The organism is Umezakia ovalisporum Ak1311 (genome assembly GCF_029891685.1).
Taxonomy (GTDB): domain Bacteria; phylum Cyanobacteriota; class Cyanobacteriia; order Cyanobacteriales; family Nostocaceae; genus Umezakia; species Umezakia ovalisporum.
Map to the genome: position 1 here is coordinate 43,875 of NZ_JANQDJ010000080.1, position 26,851 is coordinate 70,725.

Genomic DNA, 26,851 nt, shown 5'->3' on the forward strand with positions numbered 1-26,851 from the left:
AATTCAATTTGCTTGATAAAAATCCCCTATGCAATTAATTTGGTAATTAATAAAAAATATTCGATTTTAACCAACAAAAATTTTGTTAACCAGCCGCAGCATATACTAATAAAAAATACATACTGCGGCTGTGAATGTTTTAATCTTGTCAAGAATCTGTTTGACCGGGCTCACCTTGTTGATCTTGCTGATCAGGTTGACCAGGCTGACCAGGCTGATCACTTTGACCAGGCTGTTTTTCAGGAGCAGTCTCATCTCCTGGTTGTTGTGCTTGGGAGTGTATGGTGCCAGTTGTAGATCTAGTTAAATTAGTTAATGCAAATGCGGGGAAACTGATCAAGGCACTGACACCAGCGACTCCCACAAGGCTAACAAGCATTTTGAAGAATCTTGTATTCTTGTTGGCTTTCATTTTCATCTCCTGAGATTAAAGCAGCAAAACTTTTAAATTACGAAGTAATTTGACGAAATGTATGCAAAGTCTTGGAGTATTCTGAACTGTAGTTAACTCTTATTCAGTCAGAAATACTACATTAAGTTTTGCATTTACTCTCAACATTAATTCTGTTAAACTTGCAGAACGTCTGTCTAAAGAATAAGATAATGTTAAACAGGATGGTGATGACAAATACCAATAAAATTTTTATCCTGAGAGTTATAATTGCTGCATTCTCTTAGAATAATAATATGTATTTGTTAAGCTTTTGAAAGTGGTAAATTTATCCCTATAAAAAGATAGAATATTTATGTACAATGAATATATTCAAGTCTCATTGATAATTACTATATATATAATTATTTAAACTATTTCAACTTAGAAGCAGAATCCTCAATACATACAAAATTTTTTATACACTTAATCATATCTGGGCTTGATGACCTTGATCTGAAAAAAAGTCTTTCCTCAGTTGTTTTTCCGTAAGTCATACTTGTAACGGATGACAAATAGGACAAAAAACTGCTCAAATAAGAGTTACTGTTGTTTATACTCGAGTAATGACAGACCGCGTTTTGATACTTGGTGGCACAGGGCGGATCGGTAGCCATGTTGCTGCCGATCTGGCCAGCCACACCCAGGCAAAAATTACAATTACTGGACGTTCCCCAGAGAAAGGAAGCTGCGTCAGTTTTTCTTTGGGTAACAAAGTTCAGTTTTTGGTGTTAGACCTGGCAGAAGTTAATAAATTGAGGGAAGCCATCGCCAACTCTAATTTAGTTATTCATTGTGCTGGACCTTTTCACTACCGAGATGCTAATGTTCTTAAAATTTGCATTGAACAAGGTGTCAACTATGTAGATGTCAGTGACCATCGTTCTTATACCACCAAGGCTTTAAAGTACCATGAACAAGCTGTTGCTGCTGGGGTGACAGCAATTATTAATACTGGTATTTTCCCCGGAATTTCTAACAGCATGGCCCGTCAGTGTCTTGAACAATTCCATGAACCAGAAAAAATACACTTAAGTTATCTAGTATCTGGTTCTGGTGGTGCGGGAATCACAGTCATGCGGACAACTTTTTTAGGATTACAATATCCTTTTGAAGCTTGGATAGATAATAAATGGCAAAAAACTCAGCCCTATAGTGAAAGAGAAATTGTTGATTTTCCCTCTCCCTATGGACCCAGAGCCGTTTACTGGTTTGATATGCCAGAAACCTTGACAATCCCCCACGCCTTTCCATCAGTTAAAACTGTAGTCACAAAGTTTGGCTCCATTCCCGACTTTTATAACCACCTAACTTGGATGACCGCACATATATTTCCTAAGTGGTTAATCCAGCGTCGTTACATAGTTGAAGTTCTGTCCCGGGTCAGTCATTCAATGACAGATTTAACCGATAATTTCAGTGGAATTGGTGTAGCAGTACGTTCAGAAGTCACAGGTAAAAAAAATGGTCAAACAGCCGTTTACTCTTCCACCATCATACACGAAAATACAGCAGTAGCTTCTGGTTGTGGTGCAGGTAGCATTGCCCAATTCTTATTAGAAGGCAATCTGAAAAAACCCGGTGTTTCACCTGTAGAAGAAGCACTACCAACAAGTTTATTTATCCAAGCCATGCAAAACCGAGGAATTAAAATAAATTATAATTGGTCTCAAAACACCCACTCCCAGCTTAATCATGGACGCTGGCAATGACTGAAGGGGAAAGGTTACAGCGCTTTAAGCAATTTTCCCACAGCAGTAGTCGTGCTATGTTGCAAAATTGCCTATTTCCCATTGTCAATCACGAAGATGGTATGGGCACATTAGAGATTCTTTACCCCAATGAAGCTGTCAAACAACCCTCATACAGAAAAAAACCCAAAATTAACAACAATATCAGCAGTTGTTGGAGTCATATCCGTTGGTTATCACTATGTATTGAGGAAGATGGTAAACTGTAGTGCCATAAGTGTACCCGTAACGGCGATTTAGTCAGACCTGAGAGTAATTCGTAATTGAGACAATCCAGGTTTATGGACTTAAGTCTACATACAGGTTGTGTTGTATCAGCCTTTCAATAACGTGATTTGCCAAGCCCCATTTCCCATATCCCATGACGACTTTCCTATGTTCAATGCCTAAAAAACAAAAATTTCCTCACCTAGTTGGTTCTAAGTGGACAGCACGGAAAAAAATAGATGGCTGGCGACACTTTCAAGTACTTAACCGTAAAAATCAAAGTAAGTGGGTGTATGCTGAAATGGTTGCTGCCTGCGACCCCAATGTTCGCTTTTGGTTAAATGCAAAATTGTTACAAGATAACTCTCAGTGGCAAGCTGGCTGGCAGTCACTACAGGAAATTGAAGCGGCGGAACCTCAAAAATCAGCCCATATCTGAAAATTAATAATTCATTACAAAAAAATCACTAACCCACCCAAACCATAACCGAGACGGTGTTGGTAAAACCTTTTATTTGCCAATACACCTGCTCTTCACATTTACAGTAGATTTTTAGCATTCCGTAGCAAATCTCTCTGTTTAACTTTCAACTTCAGTTTATTTGGTTGGGGATCAGCCTGGTTGAGGGTAGTTTAAATACCTGAAAACTATATACAAAACTACATATAGGTTTTTTTGTCTTTTGTAACTCTTTTAATTTAAAAGTTATATAAAATCTAAAATAATTAGGTTTATAAACTAAAATAAGCTTTTTATTCATGTAAGAATTAAATATTGTTTTTAATTATTTTTAATAAAATGAATAACTTCATTTTTCATATTTAAGACCTCTTTTCTTTCTGTGTAATTTCGACAATAATGGCAATCACATAGCTCACACATCGCCATCTGCCCTAGGTGAAAGCCAAGGCTTGAGCCACGAGTTTGACAAAAAATTATCCGAGGCAAACAACAGTGAAACTAGCAGTTTACGGAAAAGGTGGTATTGGTAAATCGACAACTAGCTGTAATATATCCGTCGCCCTAGCCAAACGCGGCAAAAAAGTTCTGCAAATTGGTTGTGACCCCAAACACGACAGCACCTTCACTCTCACAGGTTTTTTGATTCCCACCATTATCGACACCCTCCAAGAAAAGGACTACCACTACGAAGATGTTTGGCCAGAAGATGTGATTTATAAAGGCTATGGCGGTGTAGATTGCGTAGAGGCAGGTGGTCCACCGGCTGGTGCAGGTTGTGGCGGCTACGTGGTAGGCGAAACAGTAAAGTTACTGAAAGAACTCAACGCTTTTGATGAGTATGATGTAATTCTGTTTGATGTACTAGGTGACGTTGTTTGTGGTGGTTTCGCAGCCCCACTCAACTATGCTGACTACTGCATAATTGTCACTGACAATGGCTTTGATGCTTTGTTCGCAGCGAATCGAATTGCTGCATCAGTGCGGGAGAAAGCACGAACTCACCCACTGCGTTTAGCTGGTTTAATTGGCAATCGCACTTCTAAGCGTGACTTGATCGAAAAGTACGTAGAATCAGTTCCTATGCCAATTCTAGAAGTCTTACCTTTAATTGAAGACATCCGTATTTCCCGGGTGAAGGGTAAAACTTTATTTGAAATGGCAGAACATGACCCTTCTCTGAGCTATGTTTGTGCTTACTACCTCAACATCGCTGACCAAATTCTGGCGGGTCCAGAAGGTGTTGTACCTAAGGATTCTCCAGATCGTGAATTGTTCTCTTTGTTGTCTGATTTTTATCTCAATCCCCGTCAACACCAGGTTCCTAATTCGGAAGAGCAACTCGACTTGATGACTGTGTAACATCATCAATATTCAGGATGAGGAAAAATATGGCTTTCTTTAATAGCTTTACAAATTCAATAAGACAGAAGTGGTTGCAATTTTTTCAGGTAAACCGTGATTGGCTTATCCTACACATGAAAGCAGATTCGGTTAACACTCCTGATGGCGGAAAGCGACCACCTTCATACCTCATCCTAGGGGTTGTCAACGCGCTGGAACCAAAATTGGCACAGTTAATGATGCCCTTTTCGAGACTGAATTCTGACGTTGATACTCTCATTGAAGTGCTCGATTTGCATTTTGACCCAGATATTGCTCTCGGTAACCGTTTCATTCCCCCAGATGAAACAGAAGAAATACCAGCAGCAGGAGAAATCAATCAATACCAGTCAGCAGATGAAAATTCTGCTTTGGAAAGTTCTGTAGTCAGTGAATCTGACGAAAGCCAAAATCAACTGGGTAATGAGTTTAATGAACCACTAAATGCCGAAGCAGATGATTTTGGTGAAATTTCCTTCGACTCATCAACTGTATCGGTAGAAAAACTGAATGAGGAAATGCTCGATGATCTCAACACACCAGACGATAACGCTTTGAAAGAGGTGTCATCTGATGTCTGGGATGATACAGCCTTGTCCAAGAGTGGAGAAAATATCGATTTTTTAGGGGAAGAACTGCCATCAGGCGTTTTTGATGAATCAGAAATAGCCCGTCTCTTCCCCAAAGCTTGATTTATTCACGTTCCTGTTAAATGTGGGGACTACTAATTGGTGTTATGTGCCACAAACTACGGTATTTAGGAGGAAACATCATTTCCCCCTAATCCCTACCCTGTATTCACCTGCCATTAAATATCAAGGGGAGAAAAATTTAAATGACTATCGCTCAACAACCAGAAGCTTTAAACTTTGAGTGTGAAACGGGAAATTACCACACCTTCTGCCCAATTAGCTGCGTGGCCTGGTTATATCAAAAAATCGAAGATAGCTTCTTTTTGGTAATTGGTACGAAGACTTGTGGGTATTTCCTGCAAAACGCTATGGGGGTAATGATTTTTGCTGAACCTCGCTATGCAATGGCAGAGTTGGAAGAAGGAGATATTTCGGCACAGCTGAACGACTATGAAGAGTTAAAGCGGTTGTGTTTGCAAATTAAACGCGATCGCAACCCTAGTGTTATTGTTTGGATTGGTACTTGTACTACAGAAATTATTAAAACTGATTTAGAAGGTTTAGCACCGAAGTTAGAAGCAGAAATTGGTATACCCATTGTTGTAGCCCGTGCTAATGGTCTTGATTACGCTTTTACCCAAGGGGAAGATACAGTCTTAGCAGCAATGGCTAATCGTTGTCCTAGTAAAGCTCCTAAGGCGCTAACCGAAACAGACAAGAGCGATGAGCGCAACCCCATTCAAAAGCTGCTTAACTTCGGTAAGAAGAAAGAAGAAGTTATCCAAGAAGAATCTGAATATGTAGATCATCCACCTCTAATTCTCTTTGGTTCCCTACCTGATCCTGTGGTCACGCAGTTAACCTTGGAATTGAAAAAACAAGGAATTAAGGTTTCCGGCTGGCTACCTGCAAAGCGTTTCACTGAACTGCCGATAATTGAAGAAGGGTATTATGTCGCTGGTGTCAACCCCTTCCTCAGTCGGACTGCTACCACTTTAATGCGTCGCCGCAAATGTAAATTAATTGGCGCACCCTTCCCCATTGGACCTGATGGTACTCGCGCCTGGTTAGAAAAAATCTGCTCTGTGTTTGGTATTACTCCTCAAGGTTTGGATGAGCGTGAGGCGCAAATCTGGGCAAGTTTAGAAGATTATGTCAAACTAATTCGTGGCAAGTCTGTATTTTTCATGGGTGATAACTTGCTGGAAATCTCCCAAGCGCGATTTTTGGTACGTTGTGGAATGATGGTTCACGAAGTCGGTATTCCCTATATGGATAAGCGCTATCAAGCTGCTGAGTTGGCGCTCTTAGAAAAAACTTGTCAAGAAATGGGTGTACCCCTACCGAAGATTGTTGAGAAACCAGATAATTACAACCAGGTTCAGCGCATTTATGAATTGAAGCCGGATTTGGTAATTACCGGTATGGCTCACGCTAATCCCTTGGAAGCACGGGGGATAAATACTAAGTGGTCGGTAGAGTTCACTTTTGCTCAAATTCACGGTTTTACTAATGCGCGTGATCTTCTGGAATTGGTGACCCGTCCTCTACGTCGCAATAATAATTTAAAAGATTTGGGTTGGGATAAATTGGTGAAAGAAGAAGCGAAGATTTAGTAACATGGAGTGGGGTAAATGATACCAACCCCACTCTATTTTATTCTGGTATTAGTTAAACCAAAGCTAAACACAGCAATACCCAAACTTATGAAAAGCTTGGGAATCGCCAAAAATGCCAGTAGATTCTCAGTGGGCAATAAATAAGAAACTAGAGCAATTAACTAAACAGCACCACTATTTTTGTTAAATAGAATTGCTATAGTTTTGAAAATTAATTTCACATCGTATAACAAACTCCAATTTTTTTGATACTTTAAATCCAGGTGAATTACATCTTCAAAACTACGTACCGTAGACCGCCCATTGACTTGCCACTCCCCAGTCATACCGGGTTTAACATCTAAACGTTGCCATTCGGGTACTTCATAGCGTTCTACTTCATCGGGCGTGGGTGGTCTAGTACCCACTAAACTCATATCTCCTTTGAGGACATTCCAAAATTGCGGTAATTCATCCAAGCTGGTTCGCCGCAAAAATCGCCCCACCCGAGTCACTCTCGGATCTTGTTCGTTCTTGAAAAAGGCACCTTGGACTTGATTTTCAACTTGGGATTTCTTCGCTTCCGCATCTACACACATAGAGCGGAATTTCCAAATTTTAAAACGTTTGCCCATCCAACCGCAGCGAATTTGACCAAAGAAAATAGGTCCAGGATCATCAATTCGGATAGCCACCACAATGGGAATAAACAAAAATCCTGTAATTACCAAACCTACCAGTGCGCCAATAATGTCTATGAATCTTTTCATCCAAGATGCTACAGATGGATGAGTCTTTGGGGTTGGTAGTTGCTCTACTTTCCGAGAATTACTCTGATGGGTATCTGTAGATTTATCAGTTTCTATTGGCGATTTTTCCCTGCTAGGCTGAATGGGAAAAACTTCATCTAATCCTGTAAGATTAAGCACTGCCATAACTTGAGGAGTAACATTCCGCAAAGTCATGGTAATTCCTTTTTCCTGGGAATTTTTGAAATTACTCACCAGCGCACCTAAACCACTACTATCCATAAAAATGGTTTGGTGAAAATCAATAATGATTTGTTTGGGAGGTGTATTTTCTTGCATTAAATTTTGGCAGATTTGCTTAAAGCCTACGGCTTCAAGCACGCTTAATCTCGCTGAAACCTGCACTATCGCAGTTTCCTTGAAGGAACTAACTGAAAAGTCTTCCTGTGTGGGTTGGCTAGTCATGAAGCTGTGCACTTTCGTTGCCATGTAAATTTAAACTGCCAAAAGTTATGTTACTCTGGTAATTTATGTAACCTCATCGGAACTTAATAGTTAATTAGTAGGTATAAACACTAATAGTTACTGAGGATGGGAGCGGAGATTGCCAGCGACGATTCACAATAGAAAAAGAACTAAAAAATATCTCACCTTTTGTGCCGACGCAGCGCAATGGCGCTGTCATTATCCCATGACTGTTAAAACTAAGGTTCAACCTACAGCACGCCTGATTGAGGTCTTTTCTGCTATTCAAGGGGAAGGACTGAATGTCGGGACACGCCAACTCTTTATTCGCTTTGCTTTTTGTGACTTGCGGTGCGACTTTTGTGATAGTGCCCACACTTGGAATGCACCCGCTACTTGTCGGATAGAGCGATGGCCAGGATTGCGCGACTTTGAAATCCACTCAAATCCTGTCCCACTACCCATTTTAATCCAATGGGTTGAAAGGCAGAATTTACCTTGTCTACACGATAGCATTAGCTTAACGGGCGGCGAACCCCTTCTTCATGCAGCTTTCTTACAAGAATTTTTGCCCCAAGTGCGATCCCTTACCAATTTACCCATATATTTAGAGTCCGGTGGACATCGCCCAGAACAATTAGCGGTGATTTTACCCTACTTAGACTCTGTGGGCATGGACTTAAAACTACCTAGTGTGAGTGGCGAAACTCTTTGGCAAGAACATACAAAATTTTTACAATTATGTTTTAATTCAGATTTAGAGCTTTTTGTCAAAATTATAATTTCTGAAAATACAGATCCAGCTGAACTACAACGTTGTGCGGCAATAGTGGCACAAGTCAGCCCACATATCCCCGTATTTTTACAACCTGTTACCCCTTTGCCAGCTTCTCAACAACTCACTAAAACACCTGTACTAGCACCCACTCCCGAGAAAGTCTTGATGTGGCAAGCTTTAATGAAGCAGTTGCTAGCACAAGTCCGGGTTATACCTCAAACTCATAAAATGTTAAATCAACTGTAATCAAATCTTGTTTGGGGATGGGAAATACCCACCCCAGAGACTGCATTCTACAGTCCGGCCTCATCTGTAGTTCTAGATTTAGCCTTGGCTTTGTTAGCACTGCGTTTGAGTGCAGAAAGTCTTGCTTCGTAGCGAGACCGTTGGCGTTTGCTAGGTGTGTTATCAATCATAGTTTTTAAGGCACTACCCAGACTCTTATAGGCGTTAGGGAGACTATAACCAAAGCGAGTTGCCAATGTGATCGCCTTTTCGTCGGCAACTATCAATTCCCTGAGTTGTTTTTCCCCATTATTCTTTTGATACAATCGCCAGCCAGAGACACCACATAGAGCCAAAGCTAATACCAGCAATAATCCATCTTGAACCCACAATTCGCCCACAGCACCACCTAAACCAATAGCTAATGCTGCCATTTCCCAGCCATCTTTGGGAATAGTATCATTTTGAATACGAGCAACTTCATGCCAGAAGAGCAGATTACGCTGATCCATTGCCAGACCATCCCATTTCACCAAGTCTATTTGAATTTCCACTTGGTCTTTACCAATTTCTTCGCAACGGATCATAGGTGGATTAACCTCGGTGGTACCTTCAACCGTGACCCAGCTCTGCAATTCTGGCGGTAGTAAGCCTTTTAACCGCCGCAGTTCACTCATTTCCGCCTTGGCAAAAGAGGTTGCATAGGATGTCATAAAATCCAGTCCTAAAAAAAACTTCAGTATATAGTGAGGGTATCACTTTGGAGTATAGCTATTTCAGTGATGATTCGCCTCACTCATTGGGAAAACCTCTCAGTGGGAGTTGAGGGCAAAGATACCTGATTCATTTCCCAGTAAACTCCTTCTTAGCTGTACCAAAAATCCTCTCATCACATCAAGGATGGAGTCAAGTCTATCCGTATAGACAGAATCTGATAGTTTAACTTCTGTCCTACCGTAGCAAAACCCCTAGAATTGTGTATGAACATTGAGAATGAGCCAGCTTTCCACTCACAAAGATTATTACTAAGAATCCTAGCAAAACAGTCATTAGTTGATTTATACTACCATAGGACATACCCCTATGAGTTTTTATTCAACCCCATAGACAGCCGTTTTTTTGTTAGTATTCAAAAAAACCAACACATACACTTGCTATTCAATTTTGTTGTTTGTAAGTAAGTGATTGGAGAAAATTGTAACAAAAGGGATAAAACACCTGAGGTTTAATGTCTGATTATTTCCAAGGAAATTTCCCATTACAATCTGTCTCAGAGATCAAGAGCGCACTCAGAGGACTAGAGGCTGAAGCCAAAGAGGTGAGCAAGGATTTAGCTTTGACTATTGCCGAAGCAGCTTTAGACCGCAAAGCGGGTGATATCTTGGTTCTGGGGGTAGCAGATGTATCTTATCTGGCAGACTACTTTGTGATGATGACCGGCTACTCTAGGGTGCAAGTCAGGGCTATCGCCGACGCAATTGAAGCTAGGGTAGAAAGTGATTGGCAACGACGACCCTTGCAAATAGAAGGAAAAGCGGATAGTAGTTGGGTATTGCTAGATTACGGCGAAGTGATTGTTCACATCATGATGCCCACTGAGAGAGAATTTTATAATTTAGAAGCATTTTGGGTTCATGCAGAACGTATTTCCCTGGCAAATTCTGATGAGGGCGGGGGTAAGGTAAAATGATGAGGCCTTCGGTTTCCAATTGTCCAGTTCCCATAGACCAACAACCACTCAATGAATACGAAGAGTTAAAAACATCCTGGCTATTTTGTGATTGCATCTTAAATTGGCGAGACTATATCATGAAAATGCTGTGGATTTGGGGTTTATCGTGGCTGGTAGCAGGCCCAGTAGCAGCCGCTAGTTTCCCGCCGCACAAGCAACTCGTCCACTTTATCCTCTCCGGTGCAGCAGGAGCGAGTTTAGGGGTGGTTTTGGTACTGGTGCGGTTGTTTTTGGGGTGGAACTATGTACGCGATCGCCTCTACAGTCCAACGGTATTTTATGAAGAGTCAGGCTGGTACGACGGACAAACTTGGACTAAGCCAGAAGAAGTAATCATGCGCGATCGCCTAATAGTCACATACGAAATCAAACCGATTCTCCAACGATTACAATTTACCTTCGCTGGCTTGGCGGGAATGTTTGTTATTGGTACTATAGTTTGGCAATTGTCATAAACCCTCATTGGTGTTTAGTAATTAACTACTAATGACCAACAAATAGGAACTAATACAGCCGCTTTGGCAGTCAAAAGTCAAAGAATCCTACTTTGGTCTTGTTGGCAGTTTTTTACGGTGGTTCCATGGCCGCTGTATTCTACTAATTAATAAAAAAAGGTGATAAATATTAACCCATGACAATGGGAAAACGAACTCAAGCCACCCCCCTAGAAGTCCGGCTCCTCCGGGAAGGGATTATTGAATCGCGCCATATAGTGCAGGCCGTTGTGTGCGACGAACGCGCAAGGGTTCTGTCCGTCGCAGGCAACTCGGAAACTGCTGCATTTGTCCGTTCAGCACTGAAGCCATTTCAAGCCCTCGCAGTCACCACCACAGGCACACTAGAACGTTATCATCTCAGCGATCGCGACTTAGCCATTATTACCAGTTCTCACCAGGGTACAATAGAACAAGTAAGACAGGCATTTAACATTCTGTGGCGGGCTGACCTTGATCCGAACGCACTTCAGTGTCCGATTCCTCAAGGGAAAAAAAGCCCACTGGAATATAATTGCTCTGGTAAACATGCGGGAATGTTAGCTGTTTGCCAACAACGTCATTGGCCTTTAAATAACTACTTGGAACGCAAACACCCAGTACAGCAGTTAATTTTGAGCAAAGTCGCAGAATTGTTACGCATGCCGGCGGAGGAATTTCTCAGCGCTCATGATGACTGCGGCGCACCCACCTATCTAATGCAAATCAGTCAAATGGCATCTTTGTATGCTCTTTTAGCTTCTAGTAACAATGTGGATATGGAGCGAATTGTTCGCTCCATGACTCATCATCCAGCAATGGTGGCCGGAGAAGGTGAATTTGACACAGAACTGATGCGTTTAGCTCCAGGAGAACTGGTAAGTAAATCCGGTGCTGAAGGAGTGCAATGTATTGGCAGACTGGGTGAAGGTATGGGATTGACCATTAAAGTCATGGATGGAGCAAAACGAGCAAAATATGCCGTGGCGATTTACTTGCTCCAACAAATGGGTTGGATTAGTCCCAGCACCGCCGATGGCCTCTCAGAGAAGTTTATGACTTTAGGAAAATATAAGCGGTTAGAAGTAGTTGGAGAATTGTCACTTTTATAGTTGCCAAACTTCTGACTTTGTGGTTATACTAGAGGAGTGAAGAGGCGACGCGGGATAGAGCAGCCTGGTAGCTCGTCGGGCTCATAACCCGAAGGTCAGTGGTTCAAATCCACTTCCCGCCACCAAATAAAAGAAAGAACAAAATTCCGTTCACCCTAGATAATATAGGGTAAGCGGTTTTTTGTTTTATGCTGTTAAAGCCTGTGGGAGAGAAACTACGTTGAGATATAGTGCTTACTCCGTGAGGAAATAGGTAAATAAAATGTGTGTGTTCCTCTGTTAAAGATGGAAAGGCAGGATTTTGATCTATTCTGTAAGAGAAACCTGACAACAAGCGCGGAGTATCATGGTTGTGAATTTGCAGCGACCGATTTTGGTGGGAGGATTGGGACTATCCTTTTCCCTGTGGATATTACAAAGCTGGCATGATTCCATAGTGCAGCTGAGTGAATTTGGTTTATTTAGTGCTGTGGCTGTGGGTAGTGGTTTGTGGTTATTGCAAAAACATCGCCCCCAACATACTTCAAAGCAGCCAGATGCTGTTGTTGTACATCGGGCAATGGTGGAAACTGCCATCGCCACAACTAAAACCATAATTAACCAATTAGCAATAGAAGCAGAAAACCACATAGCCTTAAAGACATTAGAAGAACAAGTTGCCCAATTGCTGCCGGAATTAGACAGACAAGAAATTAAAGTAGCTGTTACTGGTGGTAAATCTGTAGGCAAAAGCACCTTAATTCAAGTACTAAAGTCCAGCAGTTGGCAAGAACCACAGCAAAAAGTCAGTTTCTGGGAAACACAGCCTTTGTTTAGAGAATTGGCTGACGATTCAGATGCGGCTGTCCTAACAGCAGTCCAACAATCGGATTTTGTTCTGTTCCTAACCAATGGTGATTTAACAGACTCAGAATTTCAAAGCTTACAGCAGTTAAAAGCAGCAAATCAGCCTGCTATCGTAGTTTTCAACAAACAAGACCAGTATTTAGCAGATGAACGTGCTAGTGTTTTGCTGTCCTTAAAACAGCGAATGCGGGAAAATGTAGTTGCAACTGCGGCCTCTCCCATGGCTATTAAAGTCCGGAAGCATCAAGGTGATGGTACTGTGCAAGAGTGGATGGAACAGCCCGCGCCAGATATACAGCAATTAACAGACCAGTTGAGAGAAGTTTTGGTGCAGCAAGGACAACAACTAGTGTGGACAACTACTTTGAGAACAGCCGAGTTGTTGAAAGCTGAAGCCAAAAACTGCCTTAATACCACCAGACGCCATGGCGCCACCCCTATTATTGAACAATATCAATGGGTAACTGCAGCTGCTGCCTTTGCAAACCCAGTACCAGCATTGGATATTCTGGCCACTGCGGCAATTAATGCTCAAATGGTCATGGATTTAGCTAATATCTATCAGCAGAAGTTTTCCCTGGAACAAGGGCAAACTTTAGCCGGGACCATGGGTAGTTTGATGCTGAAACTAGGTTTAGTCGAACTTTCCACAAAAGCTGTGAGCACTATTTTGAAAAGTAATGCTGTCACCTTTGTTGCTGGTGGTTTAGTTCAGGGTGTCAGTGCAGCTTACCTGACCAGAGTAGCAGGGTTAAGTTTAGTCGAATATTTTGAACAGCAGGAATTAGCGATGAATTCAGGAAATGCTTTGAATTGGGACAAATTGCGGCAAACTTTAGAAAATGTCTTTCAGCATAACCAGCAGATGAGTTTTTTGCCAGGGTTTGTTAACCAGGGTGTAGACCGTTTGTTACCACAAGCACAGGCTGAAGTTGTGGGTTCACACTTTGTTAACCTAAAGGTACGGTGATTTTGTAATCTACGTCCTAACTTGCTGAGGTAGTCCTTCGACAACCAAAGTAGAGGTTACAACTTTGGAGAGGGTTACTTCGGGAATGCCGGTGCCTAGGAAGTCTTGCAAGACTTAAAATATTAAGGGTCTGACCTAGATGACTATAACCTCTACAAGTATGGTGAAAAACCCCCAGGATGGAAACCCCCAGGACAAAGGGTAAAGGGTGGATTATATAAATCTGCAAGGGGACTATTAACTTCCGCACATGGGAGTTTTGCTGCAAACATTTTGAGAAAACTAGCCACACAGCTAGACTTAAGTCTGGTGGAGGTGGGTAGGGCATTTTTCACTCTGCCACAGCGATATGATTTGTTTAAGAGGAGGGGAGTGGCTTTAGCCCTCCCCGTAGCAACAGTTTAGAATCCCCTCGCCTTTAGGCGAGGGGAGGATTCCAGTAAGCATAATCTTCAATTTAATATTATGACGGTTGTTTATCCTTGTGTTTTTTCCTTCTTTTCTGGCTCAGGCTTCCTTGACTTAGGCTTTGAAACTAGCGGTTTTAATATTGTCTACGTCAACGAAATATTTGAACCGTTCATGAAAGCATACCGCTATGCACGGGAAATTCTTCAACTCCCACAGCCAGAATATGGATATCACCATGGAGAAGCAGCGGATGTCAGCAAACTTATGGAAGGGGTGGAAGCACAACGCCTCTGTGACTTAGTTAAAGATTGCCGCAACTCTCATCCTATCCTTGGTTTTATTGGTGGTCCTCCCTGTCCCGACTTTTCTGTTGGGGGAAAAAATAAAGGAATTTTAGGAGATAATGGTAAACTTTCGGCTTGTTACGTAGAATTAATTTGTCGAAATTTACCAGATTTCTTTTTATTCGAGAATGTCAAAGGTTTGTGGCGGACGAAAAAACACCGATTATTTTTTGAATACCTCAAGCACAAGTTAATCCAAACAGGCTATACATTAACAGAACGGTTAATTAATGCTATTGAGTACGGTGTACCCCAGGATAGAGAGAGAATTATTCTGGTTGGGTTCAGAGATAATTTCCTTAAGGATATTGGTATTAACCAATTAATAGCTGAAAGACATTTTAATTGGCAAAATAAAGTTTTATATCCCCAAGAACAAGTTTTTAATTACCCTTGGCAGAAGTGCGAAACATTCCGAGAAAATTCTATAACACCTTGCCCAGAAAATATACCGGAAGAACTAACAGTTGAATATTGGTTTAGAAAAAATGACGTGTTGAATCATCCCAATGCCCAACATTATTTTAAACCAAGGGCAGGTATAGCTAAATTTGCTGTTGTTGATGAGGGAGATGTTTCTAAGAAATCTTTTAAACGTTTGCACAGATGGCGTTACTCTCCCACAGCTTGCTATGGTAATAATGAAGTACATTTACATCCTTATAAAGTGCGGCGAATTTCCGTAGCGGAAGCTTTAGCTATTCAATCTTTGCCTGCAAACTTTATCCTTCCAGAGGATATTTACCTAACTAATATGTTTAAAACCATCGGCAATGGTGTACCTTATTTGGCATCAAAGGCACTAGCTCAAATTATCCTGGACTTCTTACCAACTGGGGTGAAAAAATATCCTCACCCTCACTATATGAGAAATGTCTGATGTCAACTTCAATCCTGACCAATGAGCAGAGGGAGGACTTTAACCGAAGTGACAGCAGGGGTGATCTCAAAAACTTGATGGCTATGATACGATATATATGCTTTAATATATATATAAAAAATTAACAAACTTTTTATAAAGTTTAATAACCAACGACTATGATTGGCAAAACACACAATGGCAGCAAATTACTCTGATATTGATATTGCGCCATTTATCGATCATTCTCTGCTGATGCCAACGGCTACTCCAGAGCAGGTTGAGCAATGGTGTGAAGAAGCATATAGATTTAATTTTGCCGCAGTTTGTCTCCACCCTTGCTATGTGAAGCAAGCAGCGGAACTGCTCCACGGTAAACAGCCCCAAGTTTGCACGGTGATTGGCTTTCCTATGGGGGCGACAACTTCAGCGGTTAAGCTGTATGAGGCTCAAGAAGCTACAGAAAATGGCGCAACTGAGCTGGATTTGATGATCAACTTAGGTTGGTTGAAGGTGGGCAATACAGAAGCCATTCACCGCGAAATTGCGGAAATTTGCGAAGAAACTGGGCAAACAGTCAAGGTGATTTTGGAAACTAACCTCCTGACTGATGCCGAAAAAAAATTGGCCGCAGAAATATCTATGGAAGCAGGAGCAGGATTCTTAAAAACCAGTACAGGTTGGAATGGCGGTGCTACCGTGGCTGATGTGCGGTTATTGAAGGAAATTACAAAAGAGAGGGTGGGAATTAAAGCTTCTGGGGGTATTCGCACCTACAATGAAGCTATAGAGTTAATCCTAGTCGGTGCTACTAGATTAGGCACCTCTCGGAGTATCGATTTGATCCGCCAACGCGATAACCTGGAAAGGGGTCAGAAACTCCTCCCATAAATGGGAGGGCGCATAAATTGCCATCATCTGACCAAATTCAGTACCTTCCATACTACCTTTGAGGACTATCATTCCAGTCCTACCAAGGAAAGTGCCAAGTCCCCTGCTCTAGAAATCGAGGACTAAAGAGGTTTAAAGGGTCTTGGGGTCTCCCCCAGTGGAGAAACTGGTGTATCAAAAGCTGCCAGTTAGGCAGTGTTAGCCTGTGGATTGAGTAGTGCCGACACTTCCAAGATGAAGCAGGAAGTAAACAAAGCTCGAAGTAGATTTGAGTGGGTTTTATATAACGGCTTCTTCGGTCTGAGGTTTCGGTGAGTAGTCATGCGTTTTTTGTCCTTAGTCATTTGTTTTTTCTCAGTAATGGCTAATGATGAATGACTAATGACCTATGACTAATAACTAATGAGTAGAACCTATAAAGCAACTGGAATTAATCTCAAGGCCCAAACACTGGGAGAATCAGATAGAATAGTGACGATTTTGACACGAGAGTTCGGTTTGATTCGAGCAGTTGCACCAGGGGCACGCAAACAAAACTCCAGCCTTGGGAGCAGGAGTGCCATGTTCGTGGTTAATGAACTACTGATGGCTAAAGGGCGATCGCTTGATAAAATTACACAAGCACAAACTGTAAAAACTTATCCAGGTCTAGCTGAAGATTTGGGGAAACTTGCCGCAGGTCAGTACTTAGCAGAGATAGTCCTGTGTCAGGCTTTGAGTGAACAACCCCAAGGAGAACTTTATGAGTTACTGAATGAATATCTTCATCAATTGGAAGTATTGCCTAAAACAGATAAATCTAGTATTTATGCTTACTTAGCTCATGGAGTGTTTCACTTTTTTGCTCTAGCAGGTCTGTCACCTCAAGTACAAGTCTGTTGCTTAACGCAACAGTCTTTAAAGCCAGATTTTACAGACCAGAACTGGCGAGTAGGATTTAGTGTTACGGCTGGTGGTACAGTCTGTTTACAGGCTTGGGAAAATTTAGGAAAAGATAGAGTTAAACCCCTTCTCACTCCATCAACCTATCACCCAAACTTAGGTTACCAAACAGTTGTTCATCGGCAAGACATACCAGTTATTTCTTGTCGCTTGGATGCTACGCAGCTAGGTATGCTCCAACAACTGTCACAACCCGATATGATCCGAATGGATGCTACCAAAAATAACAACTGGTTATCTGTTGAGCAGATTTTGCGCCAGTATGCTCAATATCATTTGGGTCGCCCTATTCGCTCTGCCACCTTGATTGACTCTTATTTTGCTGCTAACCATGATGCAACCGTCTGATTTGGATAGAAAAATCCTACCTTCGTCACCAAGCTACACCAAAACACAGAATGGGGCATCAGATCCTACAGTTAAAAATCACTTGAGTGCTGTTCCCAAGTCTACAAACAGCCAAATCAATAGCCAAGAAAAGCCTACAGTTGTTGAAAATAAGCAAAACAAAACATTGGAAATACCAAAAACTGATGTTACAAGAGAATCTCAAGACCACATCAATGGCAATGGCAAAAGTTTGTCAGTAGCCATGGCCTCAGAAACAGCACAGGCAAAAATACATGGGTCTGATCTTGATGGTGGTACAGGAACAGGAAACAATAGTCAACAGCAAGGGTTTTTACCCGTGTTACGAAATCCCAATTTTCTTGCTCTTTGGGGTGGTCAGGTTTTTTGCCAGATGGCAGATAAGGTGTATTTAGTGCTAATGATTGGTTTGATTAATACTCAGTTTCAGGGGAGTGATCAAAGTATTAGCGGTTGGGTATCAGCTTTAATGATGGCTTTTACCATTCCCGCTGTACTGTTTGGTTCTGTGGCGGGTGTCTTTGTTGACCGGTGGTCAAAAAAGACTGTACTGGTAACAACTAATGCTTGGCGTGGTATCTTGGTTTTGTCAATTCCCTTGTTACTGTGGTTGACTCATGATTGGCAGCCCATTGGTATTCTACCAGTGGGTTTTGGTATTATCTTGGTTGTGACTTTTTTGGTTTCCACACTGACACAGTTTTTTGCTCCCGCCGAACAAACAGCAATTCCTTTGGTGGTAGAAGAACAGCATTTACTCTCGGCTAATTCTCTGTATACGACAACAATGATGGCATCGGTGATTGTCGGGTTTGCCATTGGAGAACCACTGTTAGCCATCGCCGATACAATCTGGCTAAAAATCGGTGGCAGCGATGGATTAGGTAAAGAACTTTTGGTAGGTGGTAGTTATGCCATCGCGGGATTCATTTTGTTGTTGTTGGTAACTCAAGAAAAACCCCACCACCCCGACACAGAATTTCCTCACGTCTTCTCTGATTTGCGAGATGGTTTCTCCTACCTTAAAGCTAATTCTCGTGTCCGCAATGCTTTACTACAACTAACTATTTTGTTTTCTGTCTTTGCGGCATTAACTGTTCTCGCGGTACGGATGGCAGAAATAATTCCTAACTTAAAAGCATCTCAGTTTGGCTTTTTACTGGCATTTGGTGGTGTTGGCATGGCTGCTGGGGCGACAATTCTTGGTCAGTTTGGTCAACGCTTCTCCTACTCTCAACTGAGTTTCGGCGGTTGCCTGGGTATGGCAGGGTCTCTGACTGGTCTATCGGTATTCACTACACAACTATGGATAATTCTGGTGCTGGTAGCCTTGTTGGGTGCCTTTGGGGCGCTAGTGGGTATCCCTATGCAAACTGCTATCCAAAGGGAAACTCCTTCAGATATGCGCGGTAAGGTATTTGGTCTACAAAATAATGTCATTAATATTGCCCTGACTTTGCCCTTGGGGTTAGCCGGGGTTGCTGAAGCTTTCATGGGATTACAAGCAGTTTTTTTGGTATTAGCTGTGACTGTCTTCTTAGGAGGTATATTAACTTTGTATAACTCTCGTGAATAGTTATCAATGTTCAACGAGCTATAATTTCATACATTCTTAGCATCACAAATTTTCCAAAAAGTTGTGGTTTCGTGCTAAACTTATTTAAGAAAAAATCCATCACAGACTTGCTGAGTATCAATTTGATATTAGTAAGACTAATCTTTTATTAAAAAGAACCATTAACAAATTAATATTTGAAGTTTGCATCTATCAATGCACAGGTTTAATAATAAAAAAGCTTGCCTTACTGTCTGGGGTAGTGTGAGGTTTTATGCAACCTAAACAGCCAAAAATTACAACAGAATCAAAGACAAGCAAGTAAAAAATTGATATATCAAACCCGCTTTTCTGACAACTAATAAAGAATGCGTATAGCCTGGATTGGAAAGAAATCACCCTTTTGTGGCAATGTCACCTACAGTCGAGAAGTTACCAATTCCTTGCTTGACCGGGGACACCAAGTTAGTTTTCTCCACTTCGCTCAAGAAGAATCTGAACCTGATAATTGGCCAAATTTCCAAGAAGTTTCCCTACCCTTCATCTATAAATCCCAGGTTTATACAATCCCTAGTTTTAAGGCGACCAAACTGTTAACCGAGTCCCTACGGGAAATTAAGCCGGATTTAGTTCATGCTTCCCTGACTTTATCTACCCTTGACTTTCTACTCCCGGAAATTTGCGAACAATTGAATTTGCCTCTCATAGCTACTTTTCACACACCATTTGCCGGTAAGGGGGCAAAATTTATATCGGGGACACAGCTTCTGGCTTATCAACTCTACGCACCTTTTTTGGGTCACTATGACCGTGTAATTGTATTTTCCCAAATTCAGCGAGAATTATTAGCACGTATGGGTGTGGGTGAACACAATATCGCCGTGATTCCCAATGGAGTTGATACTACCAAGTTTTCTCCTGGTGACTCTACAATCAAAGCAAAGTTCCAAGCCGAACGTTTGTTTGTTTATCAAGGTCGCATAGCACCAGAAAAAAACGTTGAATCCCTTCTGCGTGCTTGGAAGCAATCAAAAATGAGGACTGGTAGTAAGTTGCTGATTGTGGGTGATGGTCCCCTAAAGTCTTCTTTGGAAGCATTTTATGGTTTGGAATCCGGCGTTGTCTGGTTGGGATTTGTGGCAGAAGAACAGCGACGCATCGAAATTCTACGGAATGCGGATGTATTTATTTTACCTTCATTAGTGGAGGGGTTGTCTTTATCTCTCTTAGAAGCAATGGCATGTGGAATAGCTTGTTTAGCCACAGATGTGGGTGCAGATGGAGAGGTATTAGAAGGGGGGGCAGGTGTAATTTTGAATACTAAAACTGTGCGAGCCCAATTAAGAACACTCTTACCACTATTCCAAGACCATCCTGAGTTAACCACTCTACTGGGAGAGAAAGCTAGACAGCGTGTATTAGAACGCTATACCCTGACTAAAAATATTAGTCAACTAGAAGAATTATACAAAGAAGTTTTAGCACAGCGCCGTGTACCTCTCAGTCCCATAGGGTGAAATATCAATACACTACAGGGAATCATCAGTCATTAGTCTTGAGTTAACCATTGAATATGACTGTTAACTAACGACTAATGACCATCAATGACCATCACAGCTAAAACAATTTGTTTAAAGACCATCCCAAATTTGTTGGCTGTTCATAAACTCGCTTGAGGGTATTCACATCTCTGGGAGAAATGGGCGGCGGGTCGGGAACTTGAGAAAAGTATAAAGCGTCACTGGGTAAGTCACTGTGACCCCAAATTCCTAGAGCGTGACCGAGTTCGTGGCGAGCGGCTGCTTGTAGATACACTCCTGTTTGGCTAGGACTTAATAAAATAGTGCAACGGTGGAATAAAACATTGTTGCTAGTGTATAACTCATAACTTGTTTGTGCAGAACGGGCACGGGGCAAATTATGACCACGGGAAAATTGCAGAGCCGGGGCTTGGCGTACAATCACAATATCAGCTATATTCCGCTGTTCCACTACCACCAAGGGCAAATAAGCATTCCACTCTTGCACAATCTGTAAGACACTGCTCAACCATGGTTGAGCATGGGTATGATTGGCTAATTGTGGTATTTCTAAGTACACTCTAATAGGAAATTGCGACCAGATTAAATAACCTACCTGGGTTTTTTCCAGTTGGGAAAAGTAGTCACCACTGTTTGTTTGATCTTGCCATTGCGCTAGTGTGGGTGGTAGAGGATGAGGATATGGGGCAGTGGGGCGAGAACTGTTTTGGTCTGTGCTTTCTAATACAGCCATAGATGGCAGGCTAGTAAAAGTAACTAGCAGCCCTAGGACAATTAATAAGCTCAGAACTGCTAGGAAGGGTCCTGTGTTTAATTTTTGGCGGGTCTTAGGTTTTGGGTATTGAATTTTTGTGCCCATCATCCTATTCCCATCTTTTTATTTAGGTAGCCAACCTGCACTTAAGACCACTGTTAAACCCATAAAAATCACTGTCAGTACCCAGGTCACTCGGTTTAATGTGTCCTCTGCGCTTTTAGTGCTGCTGAATAATTGGGCTTGTCCACCAATGGCTCCAATACCGTCGCCTTTGGGGCTATGTAACAAGACCAAAATAATTAAACCAATGGCAGAAAGTGCCCAAACGCTTTGCACAACATTAGTAATTGTCATGGTAGCAAACTCTCTTATAACAAATTTGAAATTGGGATGAAAACTCACAAGTGTAGGAGTGAGAAAACTCTCCACTCCTAAGCTTTTTACATACCAGCTTCCACGGGAGTACGAGTGCGTTGTTGCATGTCATATCGGGCTGGTATCAATAACGATTGCCCCATCATTTCTGATGGTTGCGGCAACTGTAAAATCTCTAGAATGGTAGGTGCAATGTCCGCTAGCTTGCCATCGCTTCGCAGCTGAACATTTGTACCATGTCCAGGGATTTTTATGGACTCTCCTTCTACTAAGATAAAGGGCACTGGGTTAGTGGTGTGAGCTGTCCAGGGGTTACCTTCTTCATCTAGCATATACTCTGCGTTACCGTGATCAGCAGTAATAATTGCTGTACCTCCGGCTTTGCTGATGCTGGTGAGTAAGGCACCCAAGCACTGATCCACCGTTTGAATAGCTGTGATCGTGGCTTCTATTTGACCAGTATGCCCTACCATGTCTGGGTTAGCATAGTTAATCACCACTAAAGAGTAAATACCTTGATTAATAGCAGCGATGGCCACATCTGTAACTCCTGCTGCGGACATTGCAGGGGCTTTGTCATAAGTTGCCACCGTGGGACTACTTACGAGTTTTCGGTCTTCCCCAGCAAAAGGTTCCTCCAGTCCACCATTAAAGAAATAGGTGACGTGAGCATATTTTTCAGTTTCAGCAGTGCGAAATTGCCGCAAACCATTATTAGCAATTACTTCACCTAAAATGTTAGTCAAATTTTGCGGTTCAAAAGCTACAGTTACCGATAGGTCTGAATCGTATTGAGTAAAGGTAGCAAAGGACAACGGCTGAATTCGCTGTCTTTCAAAACCTGTAAAGTCAGGGCTGACAAATGCTTGTGTCAACTGTCTGGCACGATCTGGGCGGAAGTTAAAGAATATCACACCGTCCCCTGGTTCTATAGCGCCGGGGGCAATGCGGACTGGATTGATAAACTCGTCCTTCACACCTTCAGCATAGGATGCTGCTAGGATTTCCACGGCCTGACGACCATCAACCCCAGTATCTTGTGTCATCACATCGTAGGCGCGTTTCACACGATCCCAGCGATGATCCCGATCCATACCATAGTAACGACCGCTAAGGGTGACTATGCGCCCGATTCCTTTTTCGTCTATCTGATCCTGCAATAGCTTGATTGCTTTTATCCCCTCGGTGGGGGCTGTATCACGACCATCGGTAATAGCATGGATACAAACTTGTGAAATTTCCTGTTCTTTGGCCAAGTCCAGCAGTCCGAAGAGATGGGTAATATGAGAGTGTACCCCTCCCTCAGAACAAAGTCCCACTAGATGCAACTTGCCATTACCAGCGCGAACTTCCTGGCAAATCTTGACAAGTGCTGGGTTAGTGAGTATGGAACCATCTTCCACCGCATCGGAGATGCGTACCAATTCTTGAGGTACTACTCGTCCAGCGCCAATGTTCAAATGACCCACTTCCGAGTTGCCCATCTGACCTTCTGGCAACCCTACGGCTTTTCCTGATGTGCTGATGAGGGTGTGGGGATAAGCTCTCCATAAGCTTTCCATAATGGGAGTTTTAGCAGCGACAATAGCGTTTCCTCGCTGCTCCTCGCAGTAGCCCCATCCGTCTAAAATGACTAGCACCACAGGAGCAACAGGTGCTTTGGTCATAGTAAAATTGCCCTTTACTTTTTGTAATATCCGAATAATACCACTGCTAATCTCTAGCGCAAGTGAATTTCTGCTTATTTAATAACTGTTATCTCTATTTTTCTCTGAGGTGATTTAGTTATTAATTAATAGTAGCCTTTAATGGCTACCACTGGGTAGTTCTATTATTTCTTTTTTCCAGAAGACTTGGCAGCTTTGGCAGCTTTCTTTGCCGCTTTTTCGGCGGCTATTGCAGCTAACTTAGCTTGTTCCTTTTCTTCTGCAATTTTATCCAGGTAGTAGTGATAGTCTCCTAAGTACACACGAAATTCACCATCGCGGATTTCTACGATTTTGTTGGCCACTTGCGAGATAAAATACCTGTCATGGGAAACTAATATGGCTGTACCATCATAGTTTTGTAGCGCTTCTTCCAACATTTCCTTGGCTGGAATATCTAAATGATTAGTTGGCTCATCTAATATCAGTAAATTAGCTGGACGTAACAGCATTTTTGCTAAGGCTAAACGCGCCTTTTCTCCCCCACTTAAGGCTCCCACTGCTTTAAATACCATATCTCCAGTAAACAGAAACCTTCCTAAGTGTGTACGTACTTCTTCGTTTGTCCACTGGGATACTTCGTCATGAATTGTTTCCATGACTGTTTTCTGTAAGTCTAAGGCTTCCGCTTGATTTTGCTCGAAGTAACTGGGTATCACATTATGATCCCCTAGTTTCACAGTGCCTTCCGTGGGTTGTTCCATACCCATGATTACCCGTAAGAGGGTAGATTTGCCCGCACCGTTGGGACCAAGAAAGGCTATGCGATCGCCACTTTCAATTAACAGATTAGTTCCCAGAAATAGGATTTTATCATCATAGACATGAGTTAAATCTTTAATTTCCACTACTTCTCTACCACTGCGGGGTGCCGAAGGAAAGCGGAAGTGCAAAGTTTTGACATTGGCTGTGGGTGCTTCAATGCGCTCGATTTTATCCAGTTGTTTTTCCCGGCTTTTAGCCTGGGTACTGCGGGTCGCACTGGCGCGGAATCTATCTACAAATGCTTGCTGTTTGTCTATTTCTTTTTGTTGGCGTTCGTAGGCGCTTAACTGTGCTAGTTGATTTTCGGCTTTTTGTTCTAAGTATGCTGAATAATTACCTAAGTAGCTGGTAGAAACACCGCGTTCTGTTTCCACAATCTGAGTGCAGAGCCGGTCCAGAAACTCCCGGTCATGAGAGACTATCACCATGGGGGTAGTCAGTCCTTTCAGGTAATTTTCTAACCACTCTATGGTTTCTAAATCTAAGTGGTTCGTCGGTTCGTCCAGTAGTAATAAGTCCGGTTTTTGCAGGAGAATTTTCCCCAAACTCATCCGCATTTGCCAACCACCTGAGAAAGCACTGACGAGGCGATCGCCATCTTCGACATCAAACCCCATTTCTGGTAAGATTTTCCCGATGCGTGCCTCTAAGTTGTATCCATCTAAAGCTTCAAACTGACGCTGTAACCTATCTAGTTTGTTAATCAGTTTATCCAGTTCTTCTGGGCTGGAGGTTTCCATGTCCCGCTGTACTTGGGCCAAGGACATTTGTACTTGGTTCGCCTGTGCAAAGACTCGCCAAAATTCTTCTGTGACCGTACGCCCCGGATCTACTTCAAACTCTTGGTTGAGGTAAGCTATGTGCAAATTTGACGGACGAATTACTTCGCCGGCGGTTGGTTCAATTTCCCCACTGATAATTTTTAGCTGGGTAGATTTTCCCGCACCATTAACACCCACCAAGCCAATGCGATCGCCTGGTTTGACTTCCCAGTTAATATCTTTGAGAACCTCGCCTGTGGGATAAATTTTACTGATATGTTCTAGTCGCAGCATCAAGTTTCTCTCAGGTAGGGTATGGCTAGTTAAGAACGAAGTACTAACACTGCTTTTAATATTAACAATAATTAACTCAACCTTATCCACTTAAGTCTTCAGCTTCAGCTATTTTTTCTCCCGCTAAACCTGGGGAAGTTCCTACCCTTACCAAAGCGGGGTAGAGACTCTTGACATCTCTAGTCGCTGGAAGCAAAGAAATTCTAACTTGCAATGCTTTGTCTTTGATTACCCTTTAATTTTATCCCACATAAGGTATAAGGTAAAGGACTTGCACATTCAGCACTCAACCCTTTGAGTCCCATCTTTCCCTATCCCCAGGGAAGGGGTATAGGGACTGGGGCGCTATTTATGCAAACTGTAGTTATAAGCTGTCGGCTCACCACAACGGGGTACAATAGCCCAGAAGGTGGTTTCACCCATCACCCCTAGTGATAGAGCAAAAATCCAATATTTGTCTACAGTTTCTCCATTTTCTGGAGCAGCATTTTTAGCAGTAGGATATAAGCTCAAGACTCCGCCTCCATTGAGAAGAGAACGGACTTTTTCCCCAGCTATTGCTTTGGTAACACCATCAGCAAATCCAAAATTATGAGGTTGATTAAGAATCTGTGCTAAAGGACTGTTAACGTCGCTGTCATCCTCAATAAAACTCTTAATCGCCGAGGATAAAGCTTGAGTAAATGTTACCTTTCCACCTAAAGACATTTGTTTATTAATTGCAACATGAGTAGCAATAAACTGCAATTGAGTAACTTTCAACTCTTGTTTGATACCTCCAATGGTGTTCTTTCCATAGGCGAAAGTAGAAACATTGTTTCCTTGTGCATCAAAGAGTTTAGCTTCATCCCCAGCATCATTCCAAATAGCAGTTTTACTACCAAAAGAAAAACCACCACTTTCAGAATGTTCTTGATTTGTATAAACCCGGAAATTCTTACCACCTTCTAAAATAGTTCCTTGAGGGAAAGTGAATACTTGTTTAGCACTACCCGCCGAGGTGATTTTCCACCCAGAGATATCAGCTGTACTGTTACCCAGGTTGGTAATCTCTATGTACTCATCAGCTTGAGTGCGTTTGACTTCACCTTTATAAACCAGTCTAGAAATAGTGACATCTTTAGTCACGGTAATGGTAAATTCTTCTGCGTCACTAACTAAAGTTTCTGCTAGGGGTTCTGCTACGGGTTGTGGTTTAACTTCTGCTAGGGGTTCTGCTAGGGGTTCTGCTACGGGTTGTGGTTTAACTTCTGCTAGGGGTTCTGCTACTGGTTCTGCTACGGGTTGTGGTTTAACTTCTGCTAGGGGTTCTGCTAGGGGTTGTGGTGAGGGTTGTGGTGAGGGTTTAATAAATTCAGCAGTAGCAATCAACCCTTGTCCATTACTATGAGCGAGGACGATATGATTAAGTGGCGAATTAGGTTGTAAATCAGTAATGGAGTTACCATTATTTTGGTAAAGAGTTTTGAC

General features: G+C 42.2%; 24 protein-coding genes and 1 tRNA gene. 17 read left to right on the top strand and 8 right to left on the bottom strand.

What is annotated here, in order from left to right; translation table 11 throughout:
- Positions 1 to 148: 148 nt before the first annotated feature.
- Positions 149 to 412 carry a hypothetical protein gene (locus NWP25_RS15760; protein ID WP_280652136.1) on the bottom strand — a complete coding sequence of 88 codons (264 nt, stop codon included), beginning with the start codon at positions 410 to 412 and terminating at the stop codon, positions 149 to 151.
- A 584-nt stretch (positions 413 to 996) separates the two neighbouring features.
- Here NWP25_RS15760 and NWP25_RS15765 point away from each other — a divergent pair.
- The 6 genes from NWP25_RS15765 to NWP25_RS15790 all read left to right on the top strand — a co-directional run bounded on the left by NWP25_RS15765 (position 997) and on the right by NWP25_RS15790 (position 6,479).
- On the top strand, positions 997 to 2,142 hold the full coding sequence (locus tag NWP25_RS15765; RefSeq protein ID WP_280699743.1) for a saccharopine dehydrogenase family protein: 1,146 nt from the start codon (positions 997 to 999) through the stop codon (positions 2,140 to 2,142).
- Complete coding sequence (locus NWP25_RS15770) at positions 2,139 to 2,390, top strand: hypothetical protein (RefSeq protein ID WP_280652134.1); 252 nt, start codon at positions 2,139 to 2,141, stop codon at positions 2,388 to 2,390. Before NWP25_RS15765 ends, NWP25_RS15770 begins: the two co-directional genes overlap by 4 nt.
- 173 nt (positions 2,391 to 2,563) lie before the next feature.
- Positions 2,564 to 2,827: a TIGR02450 family Trp-rich protein gene (locus NWP25_RS15775; protein ID WP_280652133.1), complete on the top strand. Its 264-nt coding sequence runs from the start codon at positions 2,564 to 2,566 to the stop codon at positions 2,825 to 2,827.
- 516 nt (positions 2,828 to 3,343) lie between these two features.
- Positions 3,344 to 4,210 carry a ferredoxin:protochlorophyllide reductase (ATP-dependent) iron-sulfur ATP-binding protein gene (gene bchL, locus NWP25_RS15780; RefSeq protein WP_280699745.1) on the top strand — a complete coding sequence of 289 codons (867 nt, stop codon included), beginning with the start codon at positions 3,344 to 3,346 and terminating at the stop codon, positions 4,208 to 4,210.
- 29 nt (positions 4,211 to 4,239) lie between these two features.
- Complete coding sequence (locus NWP25_RS15785; protein WP_280652131.1) at positions 4,240 to 4,923, top strand: DUF5331 domain-containing protein; 684 nt, start codon at positions 4,240 to 4,242, stop codon at positions 4,921 to 4,923.
- Between the two features lie 143 nt (positions 4,924 to 5,066).
- Positions 5,067 to 6,479: a ferredoxin:protochlorophyllide reductase (ATP-dependent) subunit N gene (locus NWP25_RS15790; protein ID WP_280699747.1), complete on the top strand. Its 1,413-nt coding sequence runs from the start codon at positions 5,067 to 5,069 to the stop codon at positions 6,477 to 6,479.
- A gap of 164 nt (positions 6,480 to 6,643) precedes the next feature.
- On the opposite strand, the gene NWP25_RS15795 is transcribed toward NWP25_RS15790, so the two are convergent.
- Positions 6,644 to 7,699, bottom strand: a complete 1,056-nt coding sequence (locus NWP25_RS15795) for an anti-sigma factor antagonist (RefSeq protein WP_280652129.1) — start codon at positions 7,697 to 7,699, stop codon at positions 6,644 to 6,646.
- 202 nt (positions 7,700 to 7,901) lie between these two features.
- Here NWP25_RS15795 and NWP25_RS15800 point away from each other — a divergent pair, with 202 nt between their 5' ends.
- Positions 7,902 to 8,699 (top strand): 7-carboxy-7-deazaguanine synthase QueE, encoded by a 798-nt coding sequence (locus NWP25_RS15800; protein ID WP_280656760.1) that lies wholly within the window; start codon positions 7,902 to 7,904, stop codon positions 8,697 to 8,699.
- Between the two features lie 47 nt (positions 8,700 to 8,746).
- Here the strand turns inward: NWP25_RS15800 and NWP25_RS15805 are convergent, their stop codons facing one another.
- A complete protein-coding gene (locus tag NWP25_RS15805; protein WP_280652128.1) occupies positions 8,747 to 9,391 on the bottom strand; it encodes a DUF3318 domain-containing protein in 645 nt (214 codons plus the stop codon).
- A 515-nt stretch (positions 9,392 to 9,906) separates the two neighbouring features.
- On the opposite strand from NWP25_RS15805, the gene rsfS reads away from it, so the two are divergent.
- From rsfS to NWP25_RS15855, 10 genes are all read left to right on the top strand, one after another.
- Positions 9,907 to 10,368 carry a ribosome silencing factor gene (gene rsfS / locus NWP25_RS15810; protein WP_280652127.1) on the top strand — a complete coding sequence of 154 codons (462 nt, stop codon included), beginning with the start codon at positions 9,907 to 9,909 and terminating at the stop codon, positions 10,366 to 10,368.
- A complete protein-coding gene (locus NWP25_RS15815) occupies positions 10,365 to 10,865 on the top strand; it encodes a CGLD27 family protein (RefSeq protein WP_280652126.1) in 501 nt (166 codons plus the stop codon). The genes rsfS and NWP25_RS15815 overlap by 4 nt, the downstream gene beginning before the upstream one ends.
- Positions 10,866 to 11,041: 176 nt before the next feature.
- Entirely contained in the window at positions 11,042 to 11,995 is a 954-nt protein-coding gene (locus NWP25_RS15820; RefSeq protein ID WP_280652125.1) for an asparaginase, read from the top strand.
- Between the two features lie 48 nt (positions 11,996 to 12,043).
- Positions 12,044 to 12,120 (top strand) — tRNA-Met (locus tag NWP25_RS15825).
- 221 nt (positions 12,121 to 12,341) lie between these two features.
- Complete coding sequence (locus NWP25_RS15830; protein ID WP_280652124.1) at positions 12,342 to 13,811, top strand: YcjF family protein; 1,470 nt, start codon at positions 12,342 to 12,344, stop codon at positions 13,809 to 13,811.
- A 465-nt stretch (positions 13,812 to 14,276) separates the two neighbouring features.
- Positions 14,277 to 15,446 carry a DNA cytosine methyltransferase gene (locus NWP25_RS15835; protein ID WP_280652123.1) on the top strand — a complete coding sequence of 390 codons (1,170 nt, stop codon included), beginning with the start codon at positions 14,277 to 14,279 and terminating at the stop codon, positions 15,444 to 15,446.
- A gap of 177 nt (positions 15,447 to 15,623) precedes the next feature.
- Positions 15,624 to 16,316 (top strand): deoxyribose-phosphate aldolase, encoded by a 693-nt coding sequence (gene deoC, locus NWP25_RS15840; RefSeq protein WP_280656755.1) that lies wholly within the window; start codon positions 15,624 to 15,626, stop codon positions 16,314 to 16,316.
- A 402-nt stretch (positions 16,317 to 16,718) separates the two neighbouring features.
- Complete coding sequence (gene recO, locus NWP25_RS15845; protein ID WP_280656754.1) at positions 16,719 to 17,606, top strand: DNA repair protein RecO; 888 nt, start codon at positions 16,719 to 16,721, stop codon at positions 17,604 to 17,606.
- Positions 17,593 to 19,203 carry an MFS transporter gene (locus NWP25_RS15850; RefSeq protein ID WP_280656759.1) on the top strand — a complete coding sequence of 537 codons (1,611 nt, stop codon included), beginning with the start codon at positions 17,593 to 17,595 and terminating at the stop codon, positions 19,201 to 19,203. The genes recO and NWP25_RS15850 overlap by 14 nt, the downstream gene beginning before the upstream one ends.
- Positions 19,204 to 19,550: 347 nt before the next feature.
- Positions 19,551 to 20,699: a glycosyltransferase family 4 protein gene (locus tag NWP25_RS15855; RefSeq protein ID WP_280652120.1), complete on the top strand. Its 1,149-nt coding sequence runs from the start codon at positions 19,551 to 19,553 to the stop codon at positions 20,697 to 20,699.
- A 100-nt stretch (positions 20,700 to 20,799) separates the two neighbouring features.
- On the opposite strand, the gene NWP25_RS15860 is transcribed toward NWP25_RS15855, so the two are convergent.
- The 5 genes from NWP25_RS15860 to NWP25_RS15880 form a co-directional block, all read right to left on the bottom strand.
- On the bottom strand, positions 20,800 to 21,582 hold the full coding sequence (locus NWP25_RS15860) for a peptidase (protein WP_280652155.1): 783 nt from the start codon (positions 21,580 to 21,582) through the stop codon (positions 20,800 to 20,802).
- A gap of 18 nt (positions 21,583 to 21,600) precedes the next feature.
- The gene (gene secG, locus NWP25_RS15865; protein WP_280652119.1) at positions 21,601 to 21,834 is read right to left on the bottom strand and encodes a preprotein translocase subunit SecG; all 234 of its coding nucleotides are present in this window, start codon (positions 21,832 to 21,834) and stop codon (positions 21,601 to 21,603) included.
- An 86-nt stretch (positions 21,835 to 21,920) separates the two neighbouring features.
- Positions 21,921 to 23,522: a 2,3-bisphosphoglycerate-independent phosphoglycerate mutase gene (gene gpmI, locus NWP25_RS15870; RefSeq protein ID WP_280652118.1), complete on the bottom strand. Its 1,602-nt coding sequence runs from the start codon at positions 23,520 to 23,522 to the stop codon at positions 21,921 to 21,923.
- A gap of 164 nt (positions 23,523 to 23,686) precedes the next feature.
- Positions 23,687 to 25,381, bottom strand: a complete 1,695-nt coding sequence (gene abc-f / locus NWP25_RS15875; RefSeq protein ID WP_280652154.1) for a ribosomal protection-like ABC-F family protein — start codon at positions 25,379 to 25,381, stop codon at positions 23,687 to 23,689.
- Positions 25,382 to 25,726: 345 nt separating this feature from the next.
- A partial coding sequence (locus NWP25_RS15880; RefSeq protein WP_280699749.1) for a lamin tail domain-containing protein occupies positions 25,727 to 26,851 on the bottom strand: 1,125 nt, incomplete at its 5' end.